This window comes from Cupriavidus sp. Met-2 (assembly GCF_049843575.1).
Taxonomy (GTDB): Bacteria; Pseudomonadota; Gammaproteobacteria; order Burkholderiales; family Burkholderiaceae; genus Cupriavidus; species Cupriavidus metallidurans.
Genome location: NZ_JBBHZL010000006.1, coordinates 269278 through 295793, shown reverse-complemented (window position 1 = coordinate 295793; position 26516 = coordinate 269278). Strand labels below are relative to the sequence as shown.

24 protein-coding genes are annotated in these 26516 nt (G+C 64.5%); 15 read left to right on the top strand and 9 right to left on the bottom strand.

Annotated elements, in window-relative coordinates; genetic code table 11:
- Position 1 precedes the first annotated feature (1 nt).
- Positions 2 to 442 (bottom strand): DUF2069 domain-containing protein, encoded by a 441-nt coding sequence (locus tag WD006_RS15915; RefSeq protein ID WP_035832864.1) that lies wholly within the window; start codon positions 440 to 442, stop codon positions 2 to 4.
- Positions 439 to 1032 (bottom strand): NAD(P)H:quinone oxidoreductase, encoded by a 594-nt coding sequence (gene wrbA, locus WD006_RS15910; protein WP_029308146.1) that lies wholly within the window; start codon positions 1030 to 1032, stop codon positions 439 to 441. Before wrbA ends, WD006_RS15915 begins: the two co-directional genes overlap by 4 nt.
- A gap of 93 nt (positions 1033 to 1125) precedes the next feature.
- Between wrbA and WD006_RS15905 the strand changes: the two genes are divergently transcribed.
- A complete protein-coding gene (locus WD006_RS15905) occupies positions 1126 to 2469 on the top strand; it encodes a YihY family inner membrane protein (protein ID WP_011515918.1) in 1344 nt (447 codons plus the stop codon).
- 138 nt (positions 2470 to 2607) lie between these two features.
- Here the strand turns inward: WD006_RS15905 and WD006_RS15900 are convergent, their stop codons facing one another.
- Genes WD006_RS15900 through WD006_RS15890 form a run of 3 tightly spaced genes read right to left on the bottom strand, consistent with a single transcriptional unit; the run spans position 2608 to position 5075 of the window.
- The gene (locus WD006_RS15900; RefSeq protein ID WP_011515919.1) at positions 2608 to 2925 is read right to left on the bottom strand and encodes a DUF962 domain-containing protein; all 318 of its coding nucleotides are present in this window, start codon (positions 2923 to 2925) and stop codon (positions 2608 to 2610) included.
- Positions 2926 to 2958: 33 nt separating this feature from the next.
- Positions 2959 to 3774 (bottom strand): alpha/beta fold hydrolase, encoded by an 816-nt coding sequence (locus WD006_RS15895; protein WP_029308145.1) that lies wholly within the window; start codon positions 3772 to 3774, stop codon positions 2959 to 2961.
- Positions 3774 to 5075: an O-acetylhomoserine aminocarboxypropyltransferase gene (locus tag WD006_RS15890; protein WP_029308144.1), complete on the bottom strand. Its 1302-nt coding sequence runs from the start codon at positions 5073 to 5075 to the stop codon at positions 3774 to 3776. The genes WD006_RS15895 and WD006_RS15890 overlap by 1 nt, the downstream gene beginning before the upstream one ends.
- A 230-nt stretch (positions 5076 to 5305) precedes the next feature.
- On the opposite strand from WD006_RS15890, the gene WD006_RS15885 reads away from it, so the two are divergent.
- The 5 genes from WD006_RS15885 to WD006_RS15865 all read left to right on the top strand — a co-directional run bounded on the left by WD006_RS15885 (position 5306) and on the right by WD006_RS15865 (position 10880).
- Positions 5306 to 5761, top strand: a complete 456-nt coding sequence (locus tag WD006_RS15885; RefSeq protein WP_011515922.1) for a CBS domain-containing protein — start codon at positions 5306 to 5308, stop codon at positions 5759 to 5761.
- A 91-nt stretch (positions 5762 to 5852) separates the two neighbouring features.
- The gene (locus WD006_RS15880) at positions 5853 to 7757 is read left to right on the top strand and encodes an MFS transporter (RefSeq protein WP_011515923.1); all 1905 of its coding nucleotides are present in this window, start codon (positions 5853 to 5855) and stop codon (positions 7755 to 7757) included.
- 2 nt (positions 7758 to 7759) lie between these two features.
- Positions 7760 to 8530 carry a glutathione S-transferase family protein gene (locus WD006_RS15875; protein ID WP_029308143.1) on the top strand — a complete coding sequence of 257 codons (771 nt, stop codon included), beginning with the start codon at positions 7760 to 7762 and terminating at the stop codon, positions 8528 to 8530.
- A gap of 59 nt (positions 8531 to 8589) precedes the next feature.
- Entirely contained in the window at positions 8590 to 9699 is a 1110-nt protein-coding gene (gene aroC / locus WD006_RS15870; RefSeq protein WP_011515925.1) for a chorismate synthase, read from the top strand.
- 83 nt (positions 9700 to 9782) lie between these two features.
- The gene (locus WD006_RS15865; protein ID WP_011515926.1) at positions 9783 to 10880 is read left to right on the top strand and encodes an MFS transporter; all 1098 of its coding nucleotides are present in this window, start codon (positions 9783 to 9785) and stop codon (positions 10878 to 10880) included.
- An 82-nt stretch (positions 10881 to 10962) separates the two neighbouring features.
- On the opposite strand, the gene WD006_RS15860 is transcribed toward WD006_RS15865, so the two are convergent.
- Both WD006_RS15860 and WD006_RS15855 read right to left on the bottom strand, forming a co-directional pair.
- The gene (locus tag WD006_RS15860) at positions 10963 to 12069 is read right to left on the bottom strand and encodes an NAD(P)/FAD-dependent oxidoreductase (protein WP_029308141.1); all 1107 of its coding nucleotides are present in this window, start codon (positions 12067 to 12069) and stop codon (positions 10963 to 10965) included.
- Positions 12070 to 12102: 33 nt separating this feature from the next.
- Positions 12103 to 12804, bottom strand: coding sequence for a FadR/GntR family transcriptional regulator (locus WD006_RS15855; protein WP_029308140.1), 702 nt, complete (start codon positions 12802 to 12804; stop codon positions 12103 to 12105).
- Between the two features lie 304 nt (positions 12805 to 13108).
- On the opposite strand from WD006_RS15855, the gene WD006_RS15850 reads away from it, so the two are divergent.
- The 4 genes from WD006_RS15850 to torA all read left to right on the top strand — a co-directional run bounded on the left by WD006_RS15850 (position 13109) and on the right by torA (position 19344).
- Complete coding sequence (locus WD006_RS15850) at positions 13109 to 14011, top strand: flagellar brake protein (protein ID WP_029308139.1); 903 nt, start codon at positions 13109 to 13111, stop codon at positions 14009 to 14011.
- A 578-nt stretch (positions 14012 to 14589) separates the two neighbouring features.
- Positions 14590 to 16188 carry a c-type cytochrome gene (locus tag WD006_RS15845; protein WP_029308138.1) on the top strand — a complete coding sequence of 533 codons (1599 nt, stop codon included), beginning with the start codon at positions 14590 to 14592 and terminating at the stop codon, positions 16186 to 16188.
- A complete protein-coding gene (locus WD006_RS15840; protein WP_029308137.1) occupies positions 16185 to 16877 on the top strand; it encodes a TorD/DmsD family molecular chaperone in 693 nt (230 codons plus the stop codon). The genes WD006_RS15845 and WD006_RS15840 overlap by 4 nt, the downstream gene beginning before the upstream one ends.
- Positions 16867 to 19344 (top strand): trimethylamine-N-oxide reductase TorA, encoded by a 2478-nt coding sequence (gene torA, locus WD006_RS15835; protein WP_029308136.1) that lies wholly within the window; start codon positions 16867 to 16869, stop codon positions 19342 to 19344. Before WD006_RS15840 ends, torA begins: the two co-directional genes overlap by 11 nt.
- Positions 19345 to 19451: 107 nt before the next feature.
- Here the strand turns inward: torA and WD006_RS15830 are convergent, their stop codons facing one another.
- On the bottom strand, positions 19452 to 21137 hold the full coding sequence (locus WD006_RS15830) for an electron transfer flavoprotein-ubiquinone oxidoreductase (protein ID WP_011515934.1): 1686 nt from the start codon (positions 21135 to 21137) through the stop codon (positions 19452 to 19454).
- Between the two features lie 331 nt (positions 21138 to 21468).
- Here WD006_RS15830 and WD006_RS15825 point away from each other — a divergent pair, with 331 nt between their 5' ends.
- The 5 genes from WD006_RS15825 to WD006_RS15805 all read left to right on the top strand — a co-directional run bounded on the left by WD006_RS15825 (position 21469) and on the right by WD006_RS15805 (position 25788).
- Entirely contained in the window at positions 21469 to 22254 is a 786-nt protein-coding gene (locus WD006_RS15825) for an SDR family oxidoreductase (protein ID WP_008650518.1), read from the top strand.
- A gap of 178 nt (positions 22255 to 22432) precedes the next feature.
- Entirely contained in the window at positions 22433 to 23023 is a 591-nt protein-coding gene (locus WD006_RS15820) for a TRAP transporter small permease (protein ID WP_011515935.1), read from the top strand.
- Positions 23020 to 24324 (top strand): TRAP transporter large permease, encoded by a 1305-nt coding sequence (locus tag WD006_RS15815; protein ID WP_011515936.1) that lies wholly within the window; start codon positions 23020 to 23022, stop codon positions 24322 to 24324. The genes WD006_RS15820 and WD006_RS15815 overlap by 4 nt, the downstream gene beginning before the upstream one ends.
- 34 nt (positions 24325 to 24358) lie before the next feature.
- Positions 24359 to 25390 (top strand): DctP family TRAP transporter solute-binding subunit, encoded by a 1032-nt coding sequence (locus tag WD006_RS15810; RefSeq protein WP_011515937.1) that lies wholly within the window; start codon positions 24359 to 24361, stop codon positions 25388 to 25390.
- The gene (locus WD006_RS15805; protein WP_011515938.1) at positions 25387 to 25788 is read left to right on the top strand and encodes an acyl-CoA thioesterase; all 402 of its coding nucleotides are present in this window, start codon (positions 25387 to 25389) and stop codon (positions 25786 to 25788) included. Before WD006_RS15810 ends, WD006_RS15805 begins: the two co-directional genes overlap by 4 nt.
- A 59-nt stretch (positions 25789 to 25847) precedes the next feature.
- Here WD006_RS15805 and WD006_RS15800 read toward each other — a convergent pair whose 3' ends face one another.
- Complete coding sequence (locus tag WD006_RS15800) at positions 25848 to 26393, bottom strand: PAS and helix-turn-helix domain-containing protein (RefSeq protein ID WP_008650510.1); 546 nt, start codon at positions 26391 to 26393, stop codon at positions 25848 to 25850.
- Positions 26394 to 26516: the final 123 nt, after the last annotated feature.

Sequence of the window (26516 nt, the reverse complement as noted above, 5' to 3'; positions counted from 1 at the left end):
GTCAGTGGTTGGATTGCGTTTTGGTTGCCGTCTTGGTCGCTGTTTTGGCCAATGCCTTGGCGCGCCGCTTGAAGGGCCGCAGGTAGAGGATCGTGCTGAAAAAGAACAGCAGCGTCAGCGCCACCTCGCCCCAGGCCAGCCAGGAAGACGGGGCTCGGTCGCTGGTCGCGCGGACGATGCCCTCGGTGAAGTAGAGCAGGATCAGCATCGACGACCACTGCATCGTATAGCGGTTGCGTGCGAGCACGCCACGCAGCACCGGCAGCAGCAGCACGAATTTCAAGACCAGCCAGGAACCACCCGGACGCAACGGCGCCAGGAACCACTCCCATGCGATGCAGAGCAGCATCAGGGCGATCAGGCTGGCCAGGCTCAGGCTCCAGAGCGCCGGGTTGTGCAGGGCGTCGGGGGAGCCGTCCCGATGGGTGTCCGGTGAGTTCATCGCGCCAGCTTCAGTGCGGTTTCTGCCAGGCGGCGGCCCATCGCGGTGGCGAGCGATGCTTCCTGCTCGGTGATCGGGCCTTGATTGTCCACGTGGGCGTAATGGCTCGGGCCGTAGGGCGTGCCGCCCGCCGTGGTGGTCATCAGGCCGGACTCGGCGTAGGGCAGGCCGACGATCAACATGCCGTGGTGCAGCAGCGGCAGCATCATCGAGAGCAGTGTGGTCTCCTGGCCGCCGTGCAGGCTGCCCGTCGACGTGAACACGCAGGCGGGCTTGCCAGTCAGCGCGCCGGAAAGCCACTGGGCGACGGTGCCGTCGAGAAAGTACTTCATCGGCGCGGCCATGTTGCCGAAGCGCGTCGGGCTGCCCAGCGCCAGGCCGGCGCATTCCTCGAGGTCGCGCAGTTCGGCATACGGGGCGCCTTCGGGCGGGATGTCCGGCGCAGTGGCCTCGCAGACCGTGGAAACCGGCGGGACGGTGCGCAGGCGGGATTGGGCGCCGGGCACACTGTCGATGCCGCGGGCGATCAGTTCGGCGAGTTTGCGGGTGGCGCCGTGGCGGCTGTAGTAAAGGACGAGAATGTCGGTCATGGATGGATTGGCGGGGCGCGGTCGGCGCAAGTGCATTGCGCGTATTATATTTGCGAGAGTTTGCCATCATCCCATCGAGGAGAAAGCCCCCGCATGACCGCTGTACGCATCGCCCGCCTGCGCAGGGAGTGGAACCTGCAGAAAGTGCGTGCACTTGCCCGCTATGCGTTGCGCCGCGCCGGCGAGGACCGCCTGCCCCAGGTATCGGCCAGCCTGACATTCACGACCGTGCTGGCCGTGGTACCGGTGCTGACCGTTGCTTTCGCGCTGCTTGCCGCGTTTCCGGTGTTCCGGGATTTTCGCGGCCAGATCGAGATGTTCCTGTTCCAGAACCTGATTCCGGGCGGCAATATCAGCGATTCGGTGTCGCGTTATATCGGACAGTTCTCCCGCAGCGCGCGTGGCCTGACGGCATTGGGCCTGGCCGGGCTGATGGTGACTTCCGTGCTGACAATGCTGACCGTCGAGGACGCGCTCAACGCGATCTGGCGCGTCAGGCGGCGCCGGCCATTCGCGCAACGGGTGCTGGTGTTCTGGGCCGTGCTGACGCTCGGGCCGGTGCTGATCGGCGCGAGCCTTTCCGTCAGTTCGTACCTGATGTCGGTCTCGATGGGTTACGTCGGCAACCTGCCGTTTGGCGTCGGGTTCGTGATCAGCCTGGTGCCGGTGCTGCTCTCTGCGCTCGCCTTTGCCTTTCTTTACATGGCGGTGCCCAATGCCTACGTGGAGTGGCGCGATGCGATTGTCGCCGGCATCGTGGCGGCCGTCGCTTTTGAAGTGGCCAAGCGCGGCTTCGGCTACTTCATCACCCATATCCCCACCTACACGGCCGTGTATGGCACCTTCGCCGTGCTGCCGCTGTTCCTGCTGTGGATGTATGTGAGCTGGCTGGTGACGCTGCTCGGCGCGACGATTGCGGCCAACCTGCCGGTGATCCGCGAGGGACACTGGCGTCGGCGGACGTTCGCGGGTAGCGAATTCTTCGACGCGCTTGGCATCCTGTATCTGCTGTACCGCGCGCGGGACGAGGTGCCGCGCAGCGTTGGCGAACTGGATATGGGTCGCAAGCTGCGGATGGAGGCCGACTATCTCTCCGGCCTGCTGACCAAGCTCAAGGCCATGCATCTGGTGGGCAAGCTCCAGCAGGATCGGGGTCAGGCGCATTGGGCGTTGCTCTGCGATCCGTCGCAGGTCACGCTGCGCACGCTGCACGACAGGCTGGTGCTGAACATGGCACGCCTGCCGCGCACGGCGCTGGCCCAACAGATGCAGGGGGCGGAGGCATTGCGGTCGATCCTGGAGAATCCGCAACTCGAGCAGACGCTGGACGCGGTGTTCCGCCAGCAGACGGCCGGGGCGGCCGCGAACGAGGAAACGGGCCACCGCGATCGCAAGGTGGTGGAAGTCGTCCCGCCGGGCTGGCACGGACAGGTCTAGGAAACCGTTTTCAGATTGATTCTGGCGTCGTTGCGGGGCCTTGCCGTACCACCGGTACTGTTTGCGGCCCCGCGTCAAGCCAGAACGGCTGCGCTTCATCCCTATACGGCTTCCGTTTTTGGGTGGCAGGACAGCCGTTCAGAACCTGATCTTGCCGCGCAGGATGTCCGCGTACATGACCCAGTCGCCCATCAGGCTGTAGAACGGGTGCTTGAACGTGGCCGGGCGGTTCTTCTCGAAGCCGAAGTGCCCGACCCAGGCAAACGCATAGCCCGACACCAGGGCCGCCAGCAGCCACCACGCATTGCCGGTGGCCAGCAGCGTCACGAGGCAGGCCAGCGCGACCGTCGATCCGACGAAATGCAGGCGGCGGCAGGTGCGGTTCCGGTGCTCGTTCAGGTAGAACGGGTAGAAATCGGAAAAGCTGGTGAATTCCTTGGTGTGGGCATGGGCCATGGCAGTCTCCTGTTTTTTTCTTTCTAGTGTTTCCTAGCGGGCGGTCTTCGCGAATCCCGCCAGCGCGTCCAGCACCTCGTCGGGCTTTTCTCCCATCATGGCGTGTCCGCTCGGCACCGTGACGATCCTGGCGTTCTTCATCTTGCCGGCCAGGGCCTGGGCTGCCTTGGGCGACGTCATCATGTCCTTGGTCCCCACCACGAACAGCGCCGGACATGCCACCGCCGCTGCGGCTTCCTCACCATGCGCGTAGCCGTTGCACGCCGAGAAGTCGGTATGGAACACATGCGCCCCGGGATTGCGCGCCGAGATCCGCTCCATCAGACGCTGGCTGCCGCCGTGCATCCACGCGCCCGGGCCGGGGGAGGAGGGCTTGCTGGCAAGGCTCGAGATCGACCACTGGTTGACCATCGCGATGGCATCGCCCTCGCGGTTCAGGGCGGCGTCGAGCAGGGCGTCGGACACCTTCATCGGATAGGCGGTGGCCAGCAGGCCGATCGCGCGCACCGCCTGGGGGTGCCGCGCCGCGCATTCGAGCGCGATCAGGGAGCCCATGCTGTGGCCGAACACCAGTGCCGGCGCCTTCACGCCGGCTGCCGCGACCAGCGCCATCACCCAGTCGGCCATGTCCTCGACCGACGTCAGCGGCGCGCCTTCGCTGCGATTGTGTCCGGGCAGGTCGACGGCCAGCACCGAGAAGCCGTGATTGGCGAACCAGCGCGTCTGCAGCCCCCAGACGCTGTGATCGTTCTGCGCACCGTGCACGAAGACGGCGCAGGGCAGGGCGGGGTCGAACGGCTTGCCGCCGGTGTAGGCGTAGGCCTTGTGGCCGGAGAGTTTCAGTTCCATCAGGCTTTCCCTCCCATGGCCTTCTCGGCGGCCTTGAGGCCGCGTTTCAGGTCGTCGATCAGGTCGTCCGGATCCTCCAGGCCGATCGACAGGCGGATCGTGCCTTCGCCGATGCCGGCCGCGCGCAGCGCTGCGGCGTCCATGCGGAAGTGGGTGGTGGACGCCGGATGGATCACCAGGGAGCGTGCATCGCCCACGTTGGCCAGGTGCGAGAACAGCGACAGGCTTTCGATGAAGCGCTGGCCGGCGGTGCGGTCGGCCTTGAGGTTGAAGCTGAACACCGCGCCGCAGCCGCGCGGCAGCAGGCGCTTGGCCAGTTCGTAGTCAGGGTGAGATTCGAGCTCCGGATACGCCACCGACTCGACCATCGGGTGGCTGGCCAGGAACTGCACCACACGCCGCGTGTTGTCGACGTGGCGACTCATGCGCAGCGGCAGCGTCTCGATGCCCTGCAGCAACTGCCAGGCAGCCATCGGATTCATGCAGGCGCCGAAGTCGCGCAGGCCCTCGCGCCGCGCGCGCAGCAGAAATGGCGCTACCGTGCTTTCCTCGGTGAACACCATGTTGTGGAAGCCCTCGTACGGCTCGGACAGTTCCGGGAAGCGGCCCGAGGCCTGGAAATCGAACGTGCCGCCTTCTGAAAGCACGCCGCCGATCGTCGTGCCATGGCCGCCCAGGAACTTGGTGGCCGAGTGGTAGAGCAGCCCGGCGCCGTGGTCGAACGGGCGCAGCAGGTAGGGCGTGGTGAACGTCGAATCCACCAGCAGCGGAATGCCGTGTTCCTGGCCGATCTGGGCCACGGTGGCGATGTCGAGCACGTCCAGGCCGGGGTTGCCCAGTGTTTCACCGAAGAGCAGCTTCGTCTCGGGGCGGATCGCGGCGCGCCAGGCGTCGATGTCGCGCGGATTGACGAAGGTGGTCTCGATGCCGAAGCGGCGCAGCGTGTAGTGCAGCAGGTTGTGAGACCCGCCATAGAGCGCGGTGGACGCCACGATATGGGAGCCGGCGCCCATCAGCGTGGCCACGGCCAGGTGCAGGGCGGCCTGGCCCGAGGCCGTGGCGATGGCGCCCGCGCCGTTCTCCAGAGCGGCCACGCGCTCCTCGAACACGGCGACCGTGGGGTTGCTGATGCGCGAATAGACGTGTCCGGCGCGTTCCATATTGAACAGCGATGCGGCGTGCTCGCTGTCGCGGAATACGAAGGATGTGGTCAGATGGATCGGTGTGGCGCGGGCCCCGGTGGTGGGGTCGGGCGCGGCGCCGGCGTGCAGGGCCAGCGTGTCAAAGCGGGTACCGGACATGGTGAAAAGGCTCGGTTTGCCGAGCCATGGGTGGTTGTCTCCGTCCGGCATCGTAGCACCATACGCCACATGCGTAACCCGGGAATCCACGGCGGGACGGGCGCTGGAAGCCGCGCTCGCTTTACTTGAGACGGCGGTTTGGGCTAGGATCGACCATCGGGCGCGCCCCTCACGAAACCAGCCTGAATACCATCAGGCACAGCAATACGCAAAGCAGCGGAGACACCATCATGAAAGTCAGCGATATCCTGCAGCTCAAGGGCAACACGCTCTTTACCGTCACGCCGGATACGCCACTGATGCAGGCCGTCCAGGCGATGGCCGAACACGACATTGGCTCGCTGGTGGTGATGGAATACGGCGATCTCGTCGGGATGCTGACCTTCCGCGAGATCATCGAGACGATGGCGGCCAACAACGGCACGCTGGGCACCCACAGCATCCGCAAGGTCATGGACGACGCGCCGCTGACCTGCACCCCCGAGACCGACGTCAACGAAGTGCGCCGCATGATGCTGGAGCGCCACACCCGTTATCTGCCGGTACTCGACAATCGCACACTGATGGGCGTGATCTCGTTCTACGACGTAGCCAAATCCGTGGTGGAAGAGCAGAGCTTCGAGAACAAGATGCTCAAGGCCTATATCCGCGACTGGCCCGAAGAGAAGGAAGAGCGCGCCAGCTGAGCCCACCCGGCAGTCCTGGCGCCCCCTGCAGGTATGATGGCGGCGGCCTGATGCCCCGGCGGGTAACCGGGGTCAATAAGAAACGCTGCTCATGAGCCAACAAAGCCAGTTTCGCCTGCTTGGCGCGCGCCGGTTTGCGCCGTTCTTCTGGACGCAGTTCCTTGGGGCGATGAACGACAACGTCTTCAAGGTCGCTTTCACTTCCCTGGTTACCTACCATGCCACGCTGTTCGAGGGTGTCGACCCCCACAGCGCGGCATTCCTGATTTCGGCGATCTTCATCGCGCCGTTCGTGCTGTTTTCCGCCACGAGCGGCCAGATTGCCGACAAGATCGAGAAATCGAAGCTGATCCGGCTGGTCAAGTCGCTGGAGATCGCGATCATGCTGGTCGGGCTGGCCGGCTTCTACCTGCACAGCGCCACACTGCTGTACCTCGGCACGTTCCTGATGGGGCTGCATTCGACCCTGTTCGGCCCGGTCAAATTCGCCTATCTGCCGCAGCATCTGGACCAGACCGAACTGGTCGGCGGCAACGGTCTGGTGGAAATGGGCACGTTCGTGGCCATTCTGTTCGGCACGCTGCTTGGCGGCGAGATGGCCGGCATCGCGCGTGGCGATGGCACCGTGATCGGTCCGCTGTATGTCGGTATCGCCTGTGTGGCTATCGCCGTGGCGGGGCGGACGGTGTCGCAGGGCATCCCCCTGTCGCCCGCTCCGCAGCCGGACCTCCGCATCAACTGGAACCCGTTCACGGAGACTTGGCGCAACCTTATGCTCGCGCGCGAGCGCCGCGTGGTGTTCCTGAGCCTGCTCGGTATTTCGTGGCTCTGGTTCCTCGGGGCCACGTTCCTGACCTCGTTCTTCAGCTTCGCCAAGGACGTGCTGGGCGGCGATCAGAACGTGGTGACGCTGCTGCTGGCCGTGTTCTCGATCGGGATCGGCACCGGGTCGCTGCTGTGCGAGCGGCTGTCCGGGCGTCACGTGGAGATCGGCCTGGTGCCGTTCGGCTCGATCGGCATGACGGTGTTCGCCGTCGATCTGTACCTGGCGTCGCACGGGCTAGCCGCCGGTGCCTCGCTGAACGGCATCCCCGGCTTCCTGGCTCAGCCGGGCTCCTGGCGTGTGCTGGTGGATCTGTTCGGCGTGGCGATGTTCGGTGGCTTCTACAGCGTGCCACTCTATGCGCTGATCCAGAGCCGGTCCGCGCCCACGCACCGCGCGCGGATCATCGCGGCCAACAACATCCTGAACAGCTTCTTCATGATTGGCGCCTCGCTGCTGGGTGTGTACATGACCCAGGCCGGCTACACCATTCCGCAACTGTTCCTGGTGGTGGGGCTGCTCAACGCCGTGGTGGCGATCTATATCTACACGCTGGTGCCCGAGTTCCTGCTGCGTTTCGTCGCCTGGGTGCTGGTGCATACGATCTACCGCCTGCGCCGCATCAACGCCGAACGCATCCCGGAGGAGGGGGCGGCAGTGCTGGTTTGCAACCATGTCAGCTTTGCCGATGCGGTGGTGCTGATGGCGGCCAGCCCCCGACCCGTGCGCTTCTTGATGGACCACAACATCTTCAAGGTGCCGCTGCTGTCGTGGTTCTTCCGGCAGGCCAAGGCGATTCCGATTGCGCCCGCGCACGAAGATCCGGAGATGCTGGCGCGCGCCTACGATACCGTGGCGGCCGCGCTGGCCGAAGGCGACCTCGTCTGCATCTTCCCCGAAGGCAAGATCACAGCCACTGGCGACGTCAATCCGTTCAAGAGCGGTGTGCGCCAGATCATTGAGCGAACGCCGGTGCCGGTGGTGCCGATGGCGTTGCGCGGGCTCTGGGGCAGCTTCTTCTCGCGCAAGGGCGCGCCGGCGATGACCCGTCCGTTCCGGCGCGGCATCCTGAGCAAGCTGGAACTGGTGGTTGGTGAGCCGGTGCCGCCCGAAGCGGCCACGCCGGAGAGTCTTCAACGAATGGTGCTCGCGCTGCGCGGCGACTGGAAATAGCCATGATCACGCTTTTCACGTTCGGCCCGTCGTTCGGCCTGCCCGATGCGAGCCCGTTCGTTATGAAGGCCGAGTTGCTGCTGAAGATGGCCGGCCTGCCGTACCAGACCGCGCGCGGCAACCTGCGGCGCGCGCCCAAGGGCAAGCTGCCGTACCTGGACGATATGGGCCGGATCGTCGCGGACTCGACGCTGATCCGCTGGCATATCGAGAAGACATATCACGTCGATTTCGACGAAGGACTCAGCCCGGCCGAGCGGGGTACCGCGTGGGCCGTGGAAAAGCTCATGGAGGACAACCTCTACTGGGCGGTGGCGCGTGTGCGCTGGCTGGAGCGTGACAACTTCGAGCGTGGTCCGGCGCAGTTCTTCAACGTCGTGCCTGGGCCGTTGCGTGGCCTGGTCAAGGTGCTGGTACGCCGCAAGGTGCGGCAGATGCTCTGGGCGCAGGGCCTCGGCCGGCATAGCGAGCAGGACATGACGGCGATGGCGGTGCAGGGCATCAAGGCGATCACCGACATCCTTGGTGACAAGCCCTACCTGATGGGAAACAACCCATGCGGCGCGGACGCCACGCTGTTCGCATTTGCGGCCAGCCTGCTGTCCCCGGTATTCGAGACGCCAATTCGCGCCGCGGCCGAGTCACATCCGAACCTGATCGCCTATATGGCCCGGATGCGGACCCGGTACTACCCCGATTTCCAGGGCAGTGGGGTCTTCGCGCCAGCCTCCGCCGCAACGGCAGGCCGGCCCGAGGCGGCTTTCGGGCAGTAATAGCCCTGCAAAATAGCCGTACAATGTAGGCCGTCCCCAATTCCTGTGCGGTTTCGATCATGTCTGGCAATACCCTCGGCCTGCTTTTCACAGTTACCACGTTCGGCGAATCGCACGGGCCCGCCATCGGCGCGGTAGTGGATGGCTGCCCGCCGGGGATGTCGCTGACCGAAGCCGACATCCAGATCGACCTGGACCGCCGCAAGCCCGGCACGTCGCGCCACGTGACGCAGCGCCAGGAAGCGGATCAGGTGGAGATCCTGTCCGGCGTATTCGAAGGCAAGACCACGGGCACGCCGATCTGTCTGCTGATCCGCAACACCGACCAGCGCAGCAAGGACTACGGCAACATCGTCGAGACGTTCCGCCCGGGCCATGCCGACTACACCTACTGGCACAAGTACGGTATCCGTGACTATCGCGGTGGTGGCCGCTCGTCGGCGCGCCTGACCGCACCCGTGGTGGCCGCCGCGGCAATCGCGAAGAAATGGCTGAATGAGCAGTACGGCACCGAGATTCGTGGCTACATGTCGCAGCTCGGTGAGGTCGAAGTGCCGTTTACCGACTGGAAACACGTGCCGGAGAACCCGTTCTTCGCGGCGAATGCCGATATCGTTCCCGAGTTGGAAACCTACATGGATGCGCTGCGCCGCGACGGCGACTCCGTCGGCGCGCGTATTGAAGTGGTGGCCAGCCATGTGCCGGTGGGTCTGGGCGAGCCGCTGTTCGACAAGCTCGACGCCGATATCGCGCACGCAATGATGGGTATCAACGCGGTCAAGGGCGTCGAGATCGGCGCTGGCTTCGACAGCGTGTCCCAGCGCGGCACCGTGCATGGCGACGAACTGACGCCGGAGGGGTTCCGCACGAATAACTCGGGTGGCGTGCTCGGCGGGATTTCCACCGGGCAGGACATCAAGGTATCGCTGGCAATCAAGCCGACGTCGAGCATCCGTACCGCGCGCGAATCGATCGACAAGGCTGGCAGCCCGGCCAGCGTGGAAACGTTCGGTCGCCACGACCCGTGCGTCGGCATCCGCGCCACGCCGATCGCCGAAGCCATGCTTGCGCTGGTGCTGATGGACCACGCATTGCGGCATCGCGCCCAATGCGGTGACGTCCGCGTCGACACCCCGCGCATCCCGGCGCAAGCACCGGGCAAATCCTGAGCACTCGCGTTTCCGGGTCGATCGACCCGGGGACCTATCTTCGTTTCGGACTCTTCTATCTCGGCTATTACGGCTATGTCGGCGTGATATCGCCGTACGTCAGCCTGTTCTTCGCCGACCGGGGCTTTTCGCCGGTGCAAATCGGCGTGCTGATGGCCTGTTTCCAGCTATCCCGCATCGTGGGCCCGTACCTGTGGGGCTGGCTCTCGGACGTGATGCACACACGCGTGAAGCTGTTGCGGCTGGCCGCGGTCACGGCATTGCTGGCGTTTCTGGCCGTGCCCGGCATTCAGAGCTACGGCGGCATGATGGCGATGATGATAGGGCTTAACCTGATCACGAGCGCCATGTCGCCGCTGGGTGACGCGCTGACGATCTCGACGCTGCGCCGCCACGGCGCGTTCGACCATCGCTACGGGCGTGTGCGGATGTTCGGCTCGATCGGCTTTATCGCCGCGGTGCTGACGGGCGGCGCGTTGTTTGAGCGCTTTGGCATGCAGGCGTTTCCGTGGCTGGCCAGCACGATGCTGGCGCTGTTCGCGCTGGTGGTCTTCGGCATGCGCGACGCGGCCGACGAAGGCCCGCGCGCAGCACCCCCACCTGCGCTGCCGCTGCTGCGGCGGCCCGATGTGGCCTGGTTTTTCGCATCGGCCTTCCTGATGATGTTCGCCCACGCGGCGCTCTACGTCTTCTACTCGCTCTATCTGGAGCAGCTTGGCTACAGCAAGTTTGCGATTGGCGTGATGTGGACCATCGGCGTGGTGGCCGAGATCGTGTTCTTCTTCTATCAGGGCAAGCTGTTCGGCGCGCTGGCGCTGCGCACGATTCTGGCAGGCACATTCGTGCTGGCCGCGCTGCGTTTCGGCATGACCGGCTACTTCGCGCAGTACGCCTGGCTGATTGCGCTAGTGCAGATCCTGCACGCAGCCACCTTTGGCGCGCACCACAGTGCCAGCCTCAAGCGCCTGCAACGCTGGTTCGCCGGCCCGCTGCAGGGGCGGGGGCAGGCGCTGTACACAGGGATTTCCTACGGCGTGGGCGGCACGCTCGGCGGCCTGGCGATGGGCTGGACGTGGAAGACGCTCGCGCCGATGCACACGTTCGGGCTAGCGGCGCTGGCGGCGCTGATTGGCGCGGGATGCGCCGTGATGAGTTTTCGCGGGGAGCCCGAACGGGCCTGAGATCGTCGATCTGACGGATGTCCGGCGCTACGCGCACCCCTCTTCGGTCTTTACACCGCTCGCGGAAGAGGGGTGCAAACCATCAGTTCTCCAGCAACTCCGCCACGCGTTCCGCGATCGCCAGCGACGAAGTCAGCCCGGGCGACTCGATGCCGAACAGGTTCACCAGCCCCGGCACGCCATGCGTCCGAGGCCCGTCGATCCGGAAATCGGCCGCAACCTCCGTCGGGCCGCTGATCTTCGGCCGGATGCCTGCATAACCCGGCTGCAGTGCGCCGTCGGCCAGGCCGGGCCAGTAGCGGCGGACTTCGTCGTAGAAACTGTCGGCATCGTGCGGCGGCACGCTGTATTCGATCTCGTCGATCCAGCGCACGTTGGGACCGAAGCGTGCCTGACCACCCATGTCGAGCGTCAGATGTACACCCAGGCCGGCTGCCTCGGGCACGGGGTAGATCAGCCGCGAGAACGGGGCGCGGCCGGCGAGCGTGAAATAGCAGCCCTTGGCGTAGTACTGCGGCGGGATATGTTCGGGCGGAATGCCGTCGATGCGGCGCGCCAGATCTGGCGCGGTCAGCCCCGCCGAATTGACGACCGTGCGGGCGAGCAGCACGGTCGATCCATCATCGCTACCGACCTCGAGCCGGATGCCGTCCGGCGTCACCGCGCCCGACAGCACCGGCGACTGCACGGCCAGCATCGCGCCGGCCCGCTCGGCATCGCCAAGCAGCGCGGTCATCAGGCCGTGGCTGTCGATGATGCCGGTGGAAGGTGAGAGCAGGGCGGCTTCGCATTCGAGCTGGGGTTCCATCGCCCGCGCTTCGTCGCGCGTCAGCAGTTGCATGTCGTGCACGCCGTTGGCGGCGGCCTTGGCGCGAATGCCTTCCAGCGTGGCCACCTGGGCGGTGCTGGTGGCGACGATCAGTTTGCCGCAGCGCTGATGGGCGACATGGTGGCTGGCGCAGTAGTCGTAGAGCATCGTCTTGCCGCGCACGCACAGTTCGGCCTTGAGCGAACCTGCGGGATAGTAGATGCCGGCGTGGATCACCTCGCTGTTGCGCGCGCTCGTAATCGTGCCGAACGCGTTCTCGGCCTCGAGAATGATGACCTCGCGGCCCTGCAGCGCCAGCGCGCGCGCAACGGCCAGACCGACCACGCCAGCGCCGATCACGACGCAATCTACTTGTTCCATTTCTCTGCTCCTTGTTGCTCTGATATCTGTTGTTCAGTCGAGGCCCATCCGCGCAGCGGCGGCGGACAGGTGGGCGGTGGCCGCCGCACGGGCCGCCGAGGGGTCGCCGGCCGCGATGGCCTCGACCAGGGCCGCATGTTCGGCGTCGGCGGCGCGTGGTGTGCCATGCAACGTGCCGAGGCGGGCGCTGTTCTCCCAGGCGTGCTGGCGCGCCACGAGCAATTGCTGGCTGACAAAATCCGTTAGCCCGGTAAAGCAGGGGTTGTGGGCGGCCTGGGCAATTGCGTGGTGGAACGCAATGTCGGCGGCAGCCGCGCTCGGGAAGTCTGTGGCGTGGGTCTGCATCGTGGCCAGTGCGGCACGGATCGCGACCAGATCGACATCGGTGCGGCGTGCGGCCGCCATTTCGGCGCACGCGGTTTCCACTACGCGCCGTAATTCGAATAGCTGAGCCAGCGTCGGACCACCGTCCGGGGCGCTGGCTACGCGCCAGACTTGCCCGCCTGGTGTCTCCGAGACATAGGCGCCGGACCCCTTGCGAGTGACCAGTATCCCGTCGGCCTTCAGCAGGGCGATGGCTTCGCGCACGATCGGCCGGCTTACATCGAACGTCTCCGCCAGCGTGGCCTCGGCCGGCAACCGGGCGCCAGCCGCAAAGCGTCCGGCGGCGATATCGTCGCGCAGGGCCTGGGCGATGCGGCTGGCGAGGGAGGCGGGGCGGGAGAGACGATTCATTGGAATTGATATGTCAGTCTGTCAGACAGCTTTGCGCAAGTGACTGATTCTGCAGCGATGATTGAGCCGCGTCAAGCGGCAAGCTGCCCGTGCGCTACAGGTGGCCGATGATCGCCCGCTAATTGAGGTGTGCTGTCTGCCGGGGCGTGTGCTCTCGGAAGGGTCAAGGTTTCGTCACATTGGCCGATAGCAGCCTTCAAGGGCCGGGAGTCCATCGGTTTGGCACGGCCGCCTTTCATACATGCATCGCGCCGCATTTCCGCTCGTCCGGTCCCGGCGCATCTCATGGAGCCGCGTTCACACCATGATTCTGCTATCTCCCCAGGACCTGCCAGTGGGGCAGCCATTACCTTGGTCGCTGCTCGACGAGCAGGGCAACCTGATGCTCGACAGCGGCAGCATCATTCCCGACGCCCGCGACCTGGCCCTGGTCTTCCGCCACGGACAGGTCTGCCGGCCAGATGACATACCCGAAGCCGGCAACGAACCCGAGGTGCAAACCGCTTCGCGCCTCTCCGCTGGCCCGCTCGGCTTGCAGGTTGGCACGCTGCTGCACGTGAAGACGCCAGGCGAGAAGTCGCGCGCCGCCGCCAGCCGCCTGATCGGGTTTGTCGATCAGGGATTGTTCATCACGTGGCCAACACTTGGGGGGCGGGACCTGATGCTGCAGGCCGGCGAGCCCTTGCTGCTACGCGGCTTCTCGGGCCAGGCCATCCACAGCTTCACCTCGACGATCACGGCGGTCTGCCGCAGCCCGTTCCGGTATCTCGTGCTGTCGGCGCCAGCGCAGACCGAGCAGATGCCCGTGCGGCGTGCGGCCCGTGTGCCTACGCGATTGGCGGCCTATTTGACCGAGGGCGGGGATGAGGATGGTCAGCCGTCCAACGCCGGCATGGATGATCGTATGAGCCAAGGGATGGCGCGGCTAGGCGTGCTGTCCGATCTCAGCACCGGCGGGGCACTTGTGCAGACATCCTCGCTGGCCCCTGCCGTGGGTCAGAAGGTGCGTCTGCGTTTTCGTCTGAAGACGGCTTCGCTCGATGCCGAAGTGATCATCGACGGCACGGTGCGCAGCGCGGCTTCGCCGGACGATGACGAATTCCCGGCCTTCGGCGTGGCATTCGATGCGCTGGGCGAGCGCGAGTTGACGCTGCTCCAATGCTTCATCTACGAGCAGTTGCTGGCCACCACCTGCATGCCGGTCTGACACGGCTCTGAAGCGAGACGCGCTCCAATCCACGCGCGTACTTCGGCTAGCTTGGAATGATCGTTACGCTGCCTACGCGCAATTGCGGCACGGGGTGGCGCAGGCAGCGGGGGCATCCGATGCTGATCGATGGCTACAGGTCAATCCGTTGCGCGCACGGATGTTTGCCGATCTTTCGGAAGTGCTACGGGCCTACGTCGTCGACAAGGCACCAGCGGACGAGGGCGGGGCGTGTTGACTTGAACAAGCGGGCGCGGCGCAGTGCCAACGACTTCGATATGGCAGCCCGTGGCATGGGCACATGGCACACCAGGTACCGTCGAACCTCACGCATCCTTGAGCGTGGGGCTCGACTTCAGGCAGTCAGCGCTGTTAAGGCGGCACCGTGGAATCGACCGCCGAATAAACCATAGCGCTGTCCAGGCGCCGCTTGACAGTGCGGCCTGCTGACGGATCGCGAATCGAATCTGTACCAAACTGTCATCGTTAAAGCTCGATTGTCGAGTATCAATTCACGCATGTTTTCGCAAGCGTAGCGTGATGGACGACTTGGGTTTCCCCAACAGAGGTCGTCAAACATGAAAAGCAAATGGTCCCTGCGCGTCGTCACGGCAATCGTGGCGATTGGCATCGTTGTCTTCCTCGCGCTTACTGCTCCCACCACCTGGAGATTGCTGCACGCGTCACGTGACCTGCCTGACGCATCTCCCCCCGACTTGAAGAACGGACGTGTCATGTTCGTCGCTGGCGACTGCGCGACATGCCACGCGTCGGTAGGCAAGGGCGACGATACGCTGCTCGGTGGCGGACGTTCGCTCGAAACCGCGTTCGGCACGTTCCACATGCCGAATATCTCGTCGCATCCGAACGACGGTATCGGCCAATGGAAGCTGGAGCAGTTCATCATGGCCATGCGCGAGGGGGTCATCCCCGGCAAGGGCAATGCCTATCCGGCCTTCCCCTATACGTCGTATCAACGCATGACGGGCAATGACCTGCGCGACCTGTTCGCCTACATGCAGTCGCTGCCGCCGGTGGCCGGCACGGTACCCGATCACGAACTCAGATTCCCGTTTTCAATGCGGCGCGGCGTCGGTCTGTGGCGGCTGGCTTTCCTCGATGGCAAACCGTTGCCGGAGGTTGCGGCGGACAAGAGTGAGCTCTGGCGGCGCGGCAGGTATCTGGTGGAAGGCGCGGGCCATTGCGTGGAATGCCACTCTCCGCGCAACGTGGCGGGTGCCGTGCCACTCGCGAAACGCTTCTCCGGTGGTCCCAATCCCGAAGGCACTGGATACATCCCGAATATCACGCCCGATGAGACGGGCATTGGGTACTGGTCCGTGCACGATATCGCGCGCTATCTCGAAGACGGTGTCGGCCCGATCGGCATGAAGGCTGGCGGAGACATGAAAGAGGTCATCGAGAACACCGCGCGGCTCTCGCACGAGGATCGACTGGCGATGGCCGAGTACCTGAAGTCCGTGCCGGCCGTCGAAGCACCGAACGCTGGTGCGCCGAAGCCGAACCGCACGGCAGAGGTGATCATGCTCCCGGCTGCCAACGCGGCGGCGGGGCCCTCGAAACTGGCTGCGTTGTTGGCATCGCCCGATGTGATCGGCAAGAGCGATGCGCTCTACGTCGTTTCTCCCGCGCCGTTCACGCTGGAGGCGAGCGGCACGGCCGAGGATGGCAAGCTGCTTGGCGCCACGAGAGTCGCCGTCCTGTCGAGAGACGGGGGGCGCATGCGGGTACGCGTCGACGGCTGGCAACTCGACGGCTCGGACAGCGCGGTCTACGCGCTCCCGGGGCAACGGATCCTGCAGGCCGTGCTGTCGCCCGAGGCGATTGCCAGGGTGAAGCGCTTGTCGTCGATCAAGGACGAGCATACGGGACAGCAGTGGCACCAGGTCAGTCTGGAAGTATGGATCGCCCAGAAGGGATTGTCGGCGGATCTTGCGCAACTCTGGCATCACAGCGATGAAATGTATCGCGCGTCTTGCGCCACGTGCCACGCACTGCCACACAGCGAGGATTTCCTCGCGAACCAATGGATCGGGACGCTCGGCGCCATGAAGCGCTACACGTCGCTGGACGATGCCGAGTACCGGTTGCTGCTGTCGTGGCTGCAGTATCACTCGAAGGACGTCGGTACGTCGTCGAAGGGCAACCATCCATGACGAGCGCCACCGAAGATAGCGGAGTCCCGGACGTGACGGTGGCGCCGGTGCTCGAATGGATTGCGGGCTTGCTGGTTGCGCCACCGACCGGGAACCAGATCGCGCGATTGCGCTCGCCGGAGGGTTGTGCGGTTCTCGGCGCCATTACGGCGGAATGGTCGAGTCATACCGCCATGCTCCAGATTCGCCGGGCGCTGGACCCTTGCAAGCCAGCGGACACCGTGGCTGCGGATTTGTCCGTCAGCTACACGCGGTTGTTCGAAGGTGTTTGCGGCATCCCTGCCGTATCACTTTACGAGAGTACCTATGCCGTTGCCGCCCGCGAGGCGCCGGCGCAGCCGAGGCTGTACGGCCGCGCCGCAGGCGAGATGGATGCGCTGCTGCGGCAATTCAGGATGGGCCTCGGCGCCACGCGCGAAGCCTCTGACCATATATCGATCGAACTCGCGCTCCTTGCAGCGCTGCTGCGCAAGGGGCACATCGGCGGCGAGGTATTGATGCGGGCGCGGCTCGCAGGCTGGATGCCGGCACTGATCGAAGGATGTATCGCGCTGGACCCGGACGGCTTCTATGGCGGGCTGGCGCGGCTGCTGGGCAATCTGAATCTGCTGGAGGCGCTGGGGCCCGATGGCCGGCCCCGCCTCGTCTCCGTGATCGATGGACAAGACGGGAGTCACCATGTCGAATGAATTTGGGAAGTCGGACACGAACATTTCTCGCCGCCGCTTTATCCAGGGCGCGCTGGCCGCGGGTACATTGGGTTCCACTGGGGCCACGCTACTGGCGTCGGGTGCGCGGTCGGCGACGGCGGGCAGTCGCGAGGTCCTGACTGGATCGCACTGGGGGGCGTTTTACATGCGTGTGGACGATGGCCGGGTAACGGGCGTCCGGCCGTGGGAGAAGGACCCGAAGCCATCGCATCAATTGCCCGGTGTGCTGGACTCGATGTACTCACCGACGCGCATCCGCCATCCGATGGTGCGCCGGGCCTGGTTGGAACGTGGGCCCGGCGCCGATCCCGAGGGGCGCGGCAAGGGCGATTTCGTTCGGGTCAGTTGGGAGAAGGCGCTCGATCTCGTGGCTGCGGAGCTGATGCGTGTGCGAAAGAAACACGGGCCGACCTCGATCTTCGGTGGCTCCTATGGCTGGAAGAGTCCCGGCAAGCTGCACAATTGCCAGACGCTGCTGGCACGCGCGCTGACCGTCAACGGCGGATTCGTCAGTCGCAGCGGGGACTACTCGACCGGCGCGGCACAGGTGATCCTGCCTTACGTGGTGGGATCGATCGACGTCTACGAGCAACCCACCGCGTGGCCGGTGCTGGCCGAGCACACGGAACTGATGGTTTTCTGGGCGGCCGATCCGATGGTCACGAACCAGATCGGTTGGCAGGTGCCTGACCATGGCGCCTATCCTGGCATGGAAGCATTGAAGAACAAGGGCGTAGAGGTGATCTGCATCGATCCAGTGCGAACGGACACCTGCCGCTATTTCGATGCCGAATGGCTGGCACCGCGCCCGCATACCGATGTCGCGATGATGCTTGGGATCGCGCATACGCTGTACACGGAAAAGCTGCACGATGCGAAGTTCCTGGCCCGCTATACCACCGGCTTCGATCGGTTCGTTCCCTATCTGACGGGGGAGTCCGATGGCTTGGCCAAGAATGCGGAGTGGGCGGCGGGCATCTGCGAGATACCTGCGGAGACGATCCGCGATCTCGCGCGCCGATTCGCTTCGAAGCGCACGATGCTGGCGGCAGGGTGGTCCATTCAGCGTCAGCATCATGGCGAGCAGTCACACTGGATGCTGGTGACGCTGGCGTCGATGCTGGGGCAGATCGGATTGCCCGGTGGGGGCTATGGCTTCACCTATCACTATGCCAATGGCGGCAGCCCCACGGCTACCGGGCCAGTGCTGCCGGGTATCGTCGGCGGTGCGAAGCCGCCGCCGGGATCGGAGTGGCTCGAAGCGGGTGGGACGGAGACGATACCGGTCTCGCGCATCGTCGAGATGCTAGAGAATCCCGGCAAGCCGTACGACTTCAATGGCAAGCGCTCGAAGTACCCTGACATCCGGCTGGCCTACTGGGTCGGTGGCAATCCGTTCATGCATCATCAGGATCGTAACCGGATGATCAAGGCGTGGCGCAAGCTCGATACGTTCATCGTGCAGGACTTCCAGTGGACAGCCACCGCGCGTCATGCGGACATCGTGCTTCCGTGCACTACGACCTACGAGCGCAATGACATCGAAGGCATTGGCGACTACTCGATGAGCCACATCCTGGCGATGCGCAAGGTGGTGGACCCACTGTTCGAGGCGCGCGACGACTACGACATCTTCGCGGCGATCTGCGAGCGCATGGGTACCGGCAAGGCGTTCACAGAGGGGCGCGACGACATGGCCTGGATTCGCACGTTCTACGAAGCGGCGCGTGTTCAGGCACGCGGCAAGCGCATGGAAATGCCAGTGTTCGATGTGTTCTGGAACAGTAACAAGCCGCTGGCGTTCCCGATCGGCGAGGAGGCGAAGGGTTACATCCGGCACAAGGAGTTCCGCGATGACCCGCTGCTCAATGCGCTCGGCACGCCCTCGGGACGGATCGAGATCTACTCGTCGAACATCGCGCGCATGAAATACGACGATTGCCCGCCTCATCCCACCTGGATGGAGCCGCTGGAACGGCTGGGTGGGCCCACGACCAGGTATCCGTTGCATATCGACAGCAGCCATCCCGGAAGCCGCCTGCATTCGCAGTTGTGCGGCACGGTGCTGCGCGGGAGCTATGCCATCAAGGGACGCGAACCGTGCCTGATGCATCCGGAAGATGCCAAGATCCGTGGGATTGCCGATGGCGACATCGTACGTGTGTTCAATGATCGCGGGCAGATGCTGGTAGGCGTCAGGCTTACCGACGACATACGCCGTGGCGTTATCCGCGTGTGCGAGGGCGGGTGGTACGACCCTGCAGAGCCAGGCAAGCCCGGGACGCTGTGCCGATATGGCGACGTCAACAACCTGACGACTGGCATCGGTACCTCGAAGCTGGCGCAAGGCAATTGCGGACACACGGCCATGGCCGACGTCGAGAAGTACCGGGGACCGGCACCTGCCGTCGAGGTGTTCAAAGCGCCGCGCGGGGGCGACGCCTGAGTCGTGGTTCGCCCAAAAGAAGGTTCGCCCAATAGAAAACGCCGGCCATTGGCCGGCGTTTTCCTTGTCCTGCAATGCCGCCTGATCCTGTCTCGGGCGGCAGCGTATTACATGCCCACGTAGTTCGGGCCGCCGCCGCCTTCCGGCGTGACCCACACGATGTTCTGCGTCGGGTCCTTGATGTCGCACGTCTTGCAGTGCACGCAGTTCTGCGCGTTGATCTGCAGGCGCTCCTTGCCGTCATCGTTCTGCACGAACTCGTACACGCCAGCCGGGCAGTAGCGCGACTCGGGGCCGGCGTACTTTTCCCAGTTGATGTTCACCGGCACGTTCGCGTCCTTGAGCGTCAGGTGCGCGGGCTGGTTTTCTTCGTGGTTCGTGTTGCTGATGAACACTGACGAGAGACGATCGAACGTGAGCTTGCCGTCCGGCTTCGGATAGACGATCTTCTCGCATTCGGCGGCCGGCTTCAGGTACACGTGATCCGGCTTTTCGCGGTGGAGGGTCCAGGGCGGGTTGCGGATGCCCAGCTTCGGCAGCAGCCATTGCTCGATACCGGTCATCAGCGTGGCGGTAGTGCGGCCCTTCTTGAACCACTGCTTGAAGTTCTTCGCTTGCAGCAGTTCCTTGTGGAGCCAGCTCGATTCGAACGCGGCGGGGTAGGCGGTCAGTTCGTCGTGCTGACGGCCGCCCTGCAGCGCGTCGTAGGCGGCCTCGGCGGCCAGCATGCCAGTCTTGATCGCAGCGTGGCTTCCCTTGATACGCGAGGCGTTCAGGTAGCCGGCGTCGCAACCCACCAGCGCGCCACCCGGGAACACGGTCTTCGGCAGCGACAGCAGGCCGCCGGCGGTGATCGCGCGGGCGCCATAGCCGATTCGCTTGCCGCCTTCAAAGTAAGCGCGGATTTCCGGGTGCGTCTTGAAGCGCTGGAATTCCTCGAACGGCGACAGCCACGGGTTCGTGTAGTCCAGGCCAACCACGAAGCCCACTGCGACCTTGTTGTCCTCCATGTGATAGAGGAACGAGCCGCCGTAGGTTGCCGGGTCGAGCGGCCAGCCAGCCGTGTGCACCACCAGACCGGGCTTATGCTTGGCCGGATCGATTTCCCACAGTTCCTTCAGGCCAATGCCGTAGCTTTGCGGGTCCTTGCCGGCGTCGAGCTTGTACTTGGCGATGATCTGCTTGCCCAGGTGGCCACGCGCGCCCTCGGCGAAGATCGTGTACTTGGCGTGGAGCTCCATGCCGAGCTGGAAGTTCTCGGTGGGCTCGCCTTCCTTGCTGATACCCATGTTGCCCGTGGCAACGCCCTTGACCGAGCCGTCCTCGTTGTACAGGACTTCGGCGGCCGGGAAGCCCGGGAAAATTTCCACGCCCAGGGCCTCGGCCTGCTGGCCCATCCAGCGCACGAAGTTCGACAGGCTGACGATGTAGTTGCCGTGGTTGTGGAAGCACTCCGGCAGCAGCGCCGGCGGGGTGCCCTTGGAGCCGGATTCGTTCAGGAACAGGAACTTGTCTTCTGTTACCGGCTGGTTCAGCGGCGCGCCGAGTTCCTTCCAGTTCGGGATCAGTTCAGTGAGCGCGCGCGGATCCATGATCGCGCCGGACAGGATGTGAGCGCCGGGCTCCGAGCCCTTCTCCAGCACACAGACATTGACGTCGCCGCCTTTTTCTTGCGCCAGTTGCTTCAGGCGAATAGCCGTGGCGAGGCCTGCAGGTCCGCCGCCAACGATGACGACGTCGTACTCCATGGCTTCTCGCGGGCCGAACTGCTCGACGAGCTGTTGCTGATCCATTGTCTCTTACCCTCTGTTTCTTCTGGGCGGCAATACTGCCGCATGGGTCGCAGTCCGTCGTGCGGGTGCTGCGGTTTGTGGGAATGCGGTGACCGGGCTCCAAGAAACTGGCGGGGATTGGCGGGGCTTTGCGAAGTCTCCCGCATTTCCCCCTTTCGCTTTGGGGACCAAGTTCTTAGAATCTCCGGCATTGTCCGGGACTCGACACCCTCAGGCAAGATTTTTTTTTGAACGACCGTTCTTTTTTTTGGTAAGCTGCGGCCGCCAGCCTATGTAACGTCGGCGCCGCACGTCCGGCTGGGCCGGGCGCCCCCCAAACTCCGAGGTAACTATGGGTCTGTCGATTAATCTGGAAGGCAAGGTCGCGCTGGTGACCGGCGCGTCAAGCGGCCTGGGCACGCGTTTTTCCAATGTTCTGGCGGCCGCCGGGGCCAAGGTGGTACTGGCTTCGCGCCGAGTGGAACGGCTCAAGGAGCTACGTGCCTCGATCGAGGCAGACGGCGGCAGCGCGCACGTGGTGCAGCTCGACGTGACCGATCCGGACAGTATCCGGGCGGCCGTGGCGCACGCCGAAACCGAGGCTGGCGCGATCGACATCCTGGTCAACAATTCGGGCGTTTCCACCACGCAGAAGTTGACCGACGTCACCGCTGACGACTTCGATTTCGTCTTCGATACCAATACGCGGGGCGCGTTCTTTGTCGCCCAGGAAGTGGCCAAGCGCATGATCGCGCGGGCCAAGGGCGCCGAAAAACTGGGCAATCCGCTGCCCCAGGCGCGAATCGTCAATATTGCGTCTGTGGCCGGTCTCAAGGTACTGTCGCAGATCGGTGTCTACTGCATGAGCAAGGCTGCCGTGGTCCATATGACCAAGGCGATGGCGCTGGAATGGGCGCGGCATGGAATCAATACCAACGCGATCTGCCCGGGCTATATCGACACCGAGATCAACCACCATCACTGGGACACCGACGCGGGGCAGAAGCTGATCCAGATGCTGCCGCGCAAGCGCCTGGGCCAACCCGAAGACCTCGATGGCCTGTTGCTGCTGCTGGCGTCCGATGCCTCGCGCTTTATCAATGGCGCGGTGGTTACGGCCGACGATGGCATGGTCTGATCCTCCCGGATTGGACCGAGAAGAATAAATAACCAAATAAGAATCACCCCGGGGCGTTAACAGAACGAAGCGAACCAGTTCTGGGCAGGGAAGGTGGCGCGGCGAGACCATGGCGCCCGTACCACGGTGCCAGAATCGTTTTGTTAGCGCCTCGGGACCGGACCGGAGGCCGGGGAGGATGGAGCAAGACAATCAGGCACGGCGCGACGCCGTGCCGCAGCATGTCGTCGATTCGGTGATCATCCCCGAAGCCGCCGACGAAGCGCGGGACAGCGAATTCCGGGTTTCACCGCGTATCGAGGACTGGATCGGCGTGATCGTGATGGGGTTGCTGGTAATCATCACGTTCGCCAACGTGGTGGTCCGCTACTTCACCGACGAATCGTTTGCCTGGACCGAGGAGTTCTCGGTCTTCCTGATGATCGTGCTGGCGCTGGTGGCTGGCAGCGCCGCCGTGGCGCGCGATCGCAATATCCGCATCGAATTTTTCTTCGAGCGTGGCAGTGCCGCGCGGCAGAAGCGGCTGGCCATCGTTTCGGCACTGGCCGTCGCGGTCATGTTCCTGGCCCTCGCCGTGCTGGGTGTGCGGATCACGTGGGACGAGTACACGTTCGGTGAGACATCACCGGGCATCGGCGTGCCGAGCTGGTGGTACTCGGTCTGGCTGCCCGTGCTGTCGATCTCAATAACGCTGCGGGCGCTGGCTCTGGCCCTGCGCAATGTCCGGGCGCTGCGTGCCCTGAAGAACGATGGGGAGCGCGCGCAATGACGCTGATCGCCATCATTCTGTTCGTGGTTTTCATTGGCCTGATGCTGCTGGGCGCGCCAATTGGCGTGTCGCTGGGGCTGGGCGGTCTGGTCGCCATCGGCCTGTCGAACCTCGATACGCAAATGTTCGGCCTGCTGGCCGTGCCCCAGAACTTCTATGCCGGTCTTGCCAAGTACCCGCTGCTGGCCATTCCCATGTTCGTGCTGGTCGGTTCGATCTTCGATCGTTCCGGCGTAGCGCAACGACTGGTCACGTTCGCCATCGCGATCGTGGGCCGTGGTCCGGGCATGTTGCCGCTGGTGGCCATCCTCGTGGCGATGTTCCTGGGCGGCATCTCCGGCTCTGGTCCCGCGAACGCGGCCGCGGTAGGGGGCGTGATGATCGCGGCGATGTCGCGTGCGGGCTATCCGGGCTCCTACAGCGCCGCGGTGGTTGGCGCGGCGGCGGCTACGGACATTCTGATCCCGCCGTCGGTGGCGTTCATTATCTACAGCGTGCTGGTGCCAGGCGCATCGGTGCCCGCGCTGTTCGCCGCCGGCATGATCCCGGGCATCCTGGCCGGTGTGGCGTTGATCGTTCCGGCCGTCTGGCTGGCGCGCAAGCACAACATGGGGCATATCGAAGCCGGCTTGCCGCGCCCGCCGTTCTGGAAGAGCCTGCGCGAGGCCGCATGGGGCCTGGTGGCGCCGTTCCTGATTCTGGGTGGCATGCGCGCGGGCTGGTTCACGCCGACCGAGGCCGCCGTCGTGGCCGTGGTCTACGGGTTGTTCGTCGGCATGGTGATCTATCGCAGCATTGGCGTGCGCGACCTGTTCACGATTTTCCAGGAGGCGGCCGAGACATCGGCGGTGATCCTGCTGGTGGTGGCGCTGGCCGGCATCTTCGCCTATGCGCTGTCCACGCTCGGCGTAATCGACCCGCTGGCCAATGCCATTGCGCATTCGGGGCTGGGCGAGTACGGCGTGCTGGCGCTGATCGTGCTGTTGCTGATGACCGTCGGCATGTTCCTGGACGGCATCTCGATCTTCCTGATCTTCGTGCCGCTGCTGCTCCCGATCGCCACCGCGTTCCACTGGAATCCGGTATGGTTTGGCGTGGTGCTCACGCTCAAGGTGGCGCTGGGTCAGTTCACCCCGCCACTGGCCGTGAACCTGATGGTGTCGTGCCGCATCGCGCGCGTGCGCATGGAAGAGACCGTGCCATGGGTGATCTGGATGCTGCTGGCGATGTTCGTCGCCATGCTGATGGTGCTGGCCTATCCGCCGCTGGCCACCTGGCTGCCCGACTACCTGGGCTATTGATATGAACGAGAAAACGAAAAGAGGAGATTCCCGGATGAAACGCCGTGCCCTGATGCTGTCCGTTGCCGCTTCGATCGCCGCCGCCGCGCTTGCGCCGGCCGGTGCGATGGCGCAGACCTACAAGTCCGAATACAAGATGTCGCTGGTGCTCGGTCCCGCATTCCCGTGGGGCAAGGGCGGCGAGATCTGGGCAGACCTGGTGCGTCAGCGCACCAATGGCCGCATCAACATCAAGCTGTATCCGGGCACGTCGCTGGTGGCTGGCGACCAGACGCGCGAGTTCTCGGCGATTCGCCAGGGCGTGATCGACATGGCCGTGGGCTCCACCATCAACTGGTCCCCGCAGGTCAAGGAACTGAACCTGTTCTCGCTCCCGTTCCTGATGCCCGACTACAAGGCGCTGGACTCGTTGACCCAGGGCGATGTGGGCAAGTCGATCTTCGCCACGCTGGAGAAGGCGGGCGTGGTGCCGCTGGCCTGGGGCGAGAACGGTTTCCGCGAGGTCTCGAACTCGAAGCACGAGATCCGCAAGCCGGAAGACCTCAAGGGTCTGAAGCTGCGTGTGGTGGGTTCGCCGTTGTACATCGAGACGTTCAACGCGCTGGGCGCCAACCCCACGCAGATGAGCTGGGCCGATGCGCAGCCGGCCATGGCCTCCGGCGCCGTGGATGGCCAGGAGAACCCGCAGAGCGTGTTCGCCGCTGCCAAGCTCTACACGGTGGGTCAGAAGTTCGTGACGACCTGGGGCTACGTGGCCGACCCGCTGATCTTCGTGGTCAACAAGCAGATCTGGGAAAGCTGGACGCCGGCTGATCGCGAGATCGTCAAGCAGGCCGCCATCGACGCAGGCAAGCAGGAAATCGCGCTGGCCCGCAAGGGGCTGAACGAGGCGGGCGCGCCGGCATGGAAAGACATGGAGCAGCACGGCGTGAAGGTGACCAGCCTGACGCCGGCCGAGCACGATGCCTTCCGCAAGGCCACCACCAAGGTCTACGACAAGTGGAAGAAGCAGATTGGCGCCGATCTGGTGACCAAGGCCGAAGCGTCCATCGCCAATCGCCGATGAAACACGTCTTCACCTTCGTGATGCCGATACGGTGGGGTGACATGGACGCCATGGGTCATGTCAACAACACCGTCTACTTCCGCTACATGGAGCAGGCGCGGCTCGAGTGGTTCGCCTCGCTGGGCCGTAGCGGCAAGGACGCCAGCGGCCATGGGCCGGTCATCATCAACGCCAGCATGACGTTCCTGAAGCAGCTTCGTCACCCCGGCGACATCGAATGCCGCGTGTACGCGGGCAAGCTCGGTCGCACGAGTTTCGAAACGTGGACGGAGATCATCCGGACCGATCTGCCTGACGTGATCTGGGCGGAAGGTGGCGCGAAGGTGGTGTGGTGCGACTATGCGGCGGAGAAGTCGGTCCCGGTTCCGGACGAAATCCGTCGCCTGATCGAGGCGTAGGCTTTACATCCGCAATCGGCAGGTTCCCTCTCCCGTCTCGCGGGAGAGGGGGCGCATCCTCAGTGATTGACAAGGCGTTGGACCAGATCCACCGCCGTATGCGCGCCATATTTCTTCATCAGACGTGCCCGGTAGATGTCCACCGTGCGTGGGCTGATTGCCAGCAGCTTGCCGATCTGCTTGCTGGTTTTGCCCTCGACCAGCTGCGCGGCGATATCGCGCTCCCGCGCGGTCAGCTCGGCTGTTACGGGCCGCTTCTGGGATAGATCTTCGAACGTCCAGATGCCGCTGCCGAGTGGATCCTGCCGGTCCAGCGCGCGGCCGGTGACATGGCACCAGAACAGCTCGCCGTTGGCGCGCTTCATGATCCGCTCGTCCGAGTACATCCCCTTTGCATTCATGATTGGCACGATCCGCGCACCGGTTCGCTCGAACTCGTCGGCGGTGGGGTAGAGCACCTGGAAGGACTCGCCGACCAGGGCATCGCGCGTGGTGCCGAAGATCCGGCAAACCTCGTCATTGCAATCCTCGATCATGCGGGCGCGCGACAGCACCAGCCCGACGGGCGCAAGCTGGAAAGCGGTCTGGTAGTCGATGGACGGCATTATCCCTTATGTACTTTTACGTAATGGCGTTGGCAGTATGCGTTGACGTATGCTTTGGGGCGGCAACGGCGGGGCCTGACCGCTGATTGTACCGTTACAGATTCCGCGTGTGGCCGGTTGGCC

Bases quoted from the DNA above. Each gene is read 5' to 3' on its own strand.
- WD006_RS15915 (WP_035832864.1), bottom strand. From the start codon at position 442: ATGAACTCACCGGACACCCATCGGGACGGCTCCCCCGACGCCCTGCAC.
- wrbA (WP_029308146.1), bottom strand. From the start codon at position 1,032: ATGACCGACATTCTCGTCCTTTACTACAGCCGCCACGGCGCCACCCGC.
- WD006_RS15905 (WP_011515918.1), top strand. From the start codon at position 1,126: ATGACCGCTGTACGCATCGCCCGCCTGCGCAGGGAGTGGAACCTGCAG.
- WD006_RS15900 (WP_011515919.1), bottom strand. From the start codon at position 2,925: ATGGCCCATGCCCACACCAAGGAATTCACCAGCTTTTCCGATTTCTAC.
- WD006_RS15895 (WP_029308145.1), bottom strand. From the start codon at position 3,774: ATGGAACTGAAACTCTCCGGCCACAAGGCCTACGCCTACACCGGCGGC.
- WD006_RS15890 (WP_029308144.1), bottom strand. From the start codon at position 5,075: ATGTCCGGTACCCGCTTTGACACGCTGGCCCTGCACGCCGGCGCCGCG.
- WD006_RS15885 (WP_011515922.1), top strand. From the start codon at position 5,306: ATGAAAGTCAGCGATATCCTGCAGCTCAAGGGCAACACGCTCTTTACC.
- WD006_RS15880 (WP_011515923.1), top strand. From the start codon at position 5,853: ATGAGCCAACAAAGCCAGTTTCGCCTGCTTGGCGCGCGCCGGTTTGCG.
- WD006_RS15875 (WP_029308143.1), top strand. From the start codon at position 7,760: ATGATCACGCTTTTCACGTTCGGCCCGTCGTTCGGCCTGCCCGATGCG.
- aroC (WP_011515925.1), top strand. From the start codon at position 8,590: ATGTCTGGCAATACCCTCGGCCTGCTTTTCACAGTTACCACGTTCGGC.
- WD006_RS15860 (WP_029308141.1), bottom strand. From the start codon at position 12,069: ATGGAACAAGTAGATTGCGTCGTGATCGGCGCTGGCGTGGTCGGTCTG.
- WD006_RS15855 (WP_029308140.1), bottom strand. From the start codon at position 12,804: ATGAATCGTCTCTCCCGCCCCGCCTCCCTCGCCAGCCGCATCGCCCAG.
- WD006_RS15850 (WP_029308139.1), top strand. From the start codon at position 13,109: ATGATTCTGCTATCTCCCCAGGACCTGCCAGTGGGGCAGCCATTACCT.
- WD006_RS15845 (WP_029308138.1), top strand. From the start codon at position 14,590: ATGAAAAGCAAATGGTCCCTGCGCGTCGTCACGGCAATCGTGGCGATT.
- WD006_RS15840 (WP_029308137.1), top strand. From the start codon at position 16,185: ATGACGAGCGCCACCGAAGATAGCGGAGTCCCGGACGTGACGGTGGCG.
- torA (WP_029308136.1), top strand. From the start codon at position 16,867: ATGTCGAATGAATTTGGGAAGTCGGACACGAACATTTCTCGCCGCCGC.
- WD006_RS15830 (WP_011515934.1), bottom strand. From the start codon at position 21,137: ATGGATCAGCAACAGCTCGTCGAGCAGTTCGGCCCGCGAGAAGCCATG.
- WD006_RS15825 (WP_008650518.1), top strand. From the start codon at position 21,469: ATGGGTCTGTCGATTAATCTGGAAGGCAAGGTCGCGCTGGTGACCGGC.
- WD006_RS15820 (WP_011515935.1), top strand. From the start codon at position 22,433: ATGGAGCAAGACAATCAGGCACGGCGCGACGCCGTGCCGCAGCATGTC.
- WD006_RS15815 (WP_011515936.1), top strand. From the start codon at position 23,020: ATGACGCTGATCGCCATCATTCTGTTCGTGGTTTTCATTGGCCTGATG.
- WD006_RS15810 (WP_011515937.1), top strand. From the start codon at position 24,359: ATGAAACGCCGTGCCCTGATGCTGTCCGTTGCCGCTTCGATCGCCGCC.
- WD006_RS15805 (WP_011515938.1), top strand. From the start codon at position 25,387: ATGAAACACGTCTTCACCTTCGTGATGCCGATACGGTGGGGTGACATG.
- WD006_RS15800 (WP_008650510.1), bottom strand. From the start codon at position 26,393: ATGCCGTCCATCGACTACCAGACCGCTTTCCAGCTTGCGCCCGTCGGG.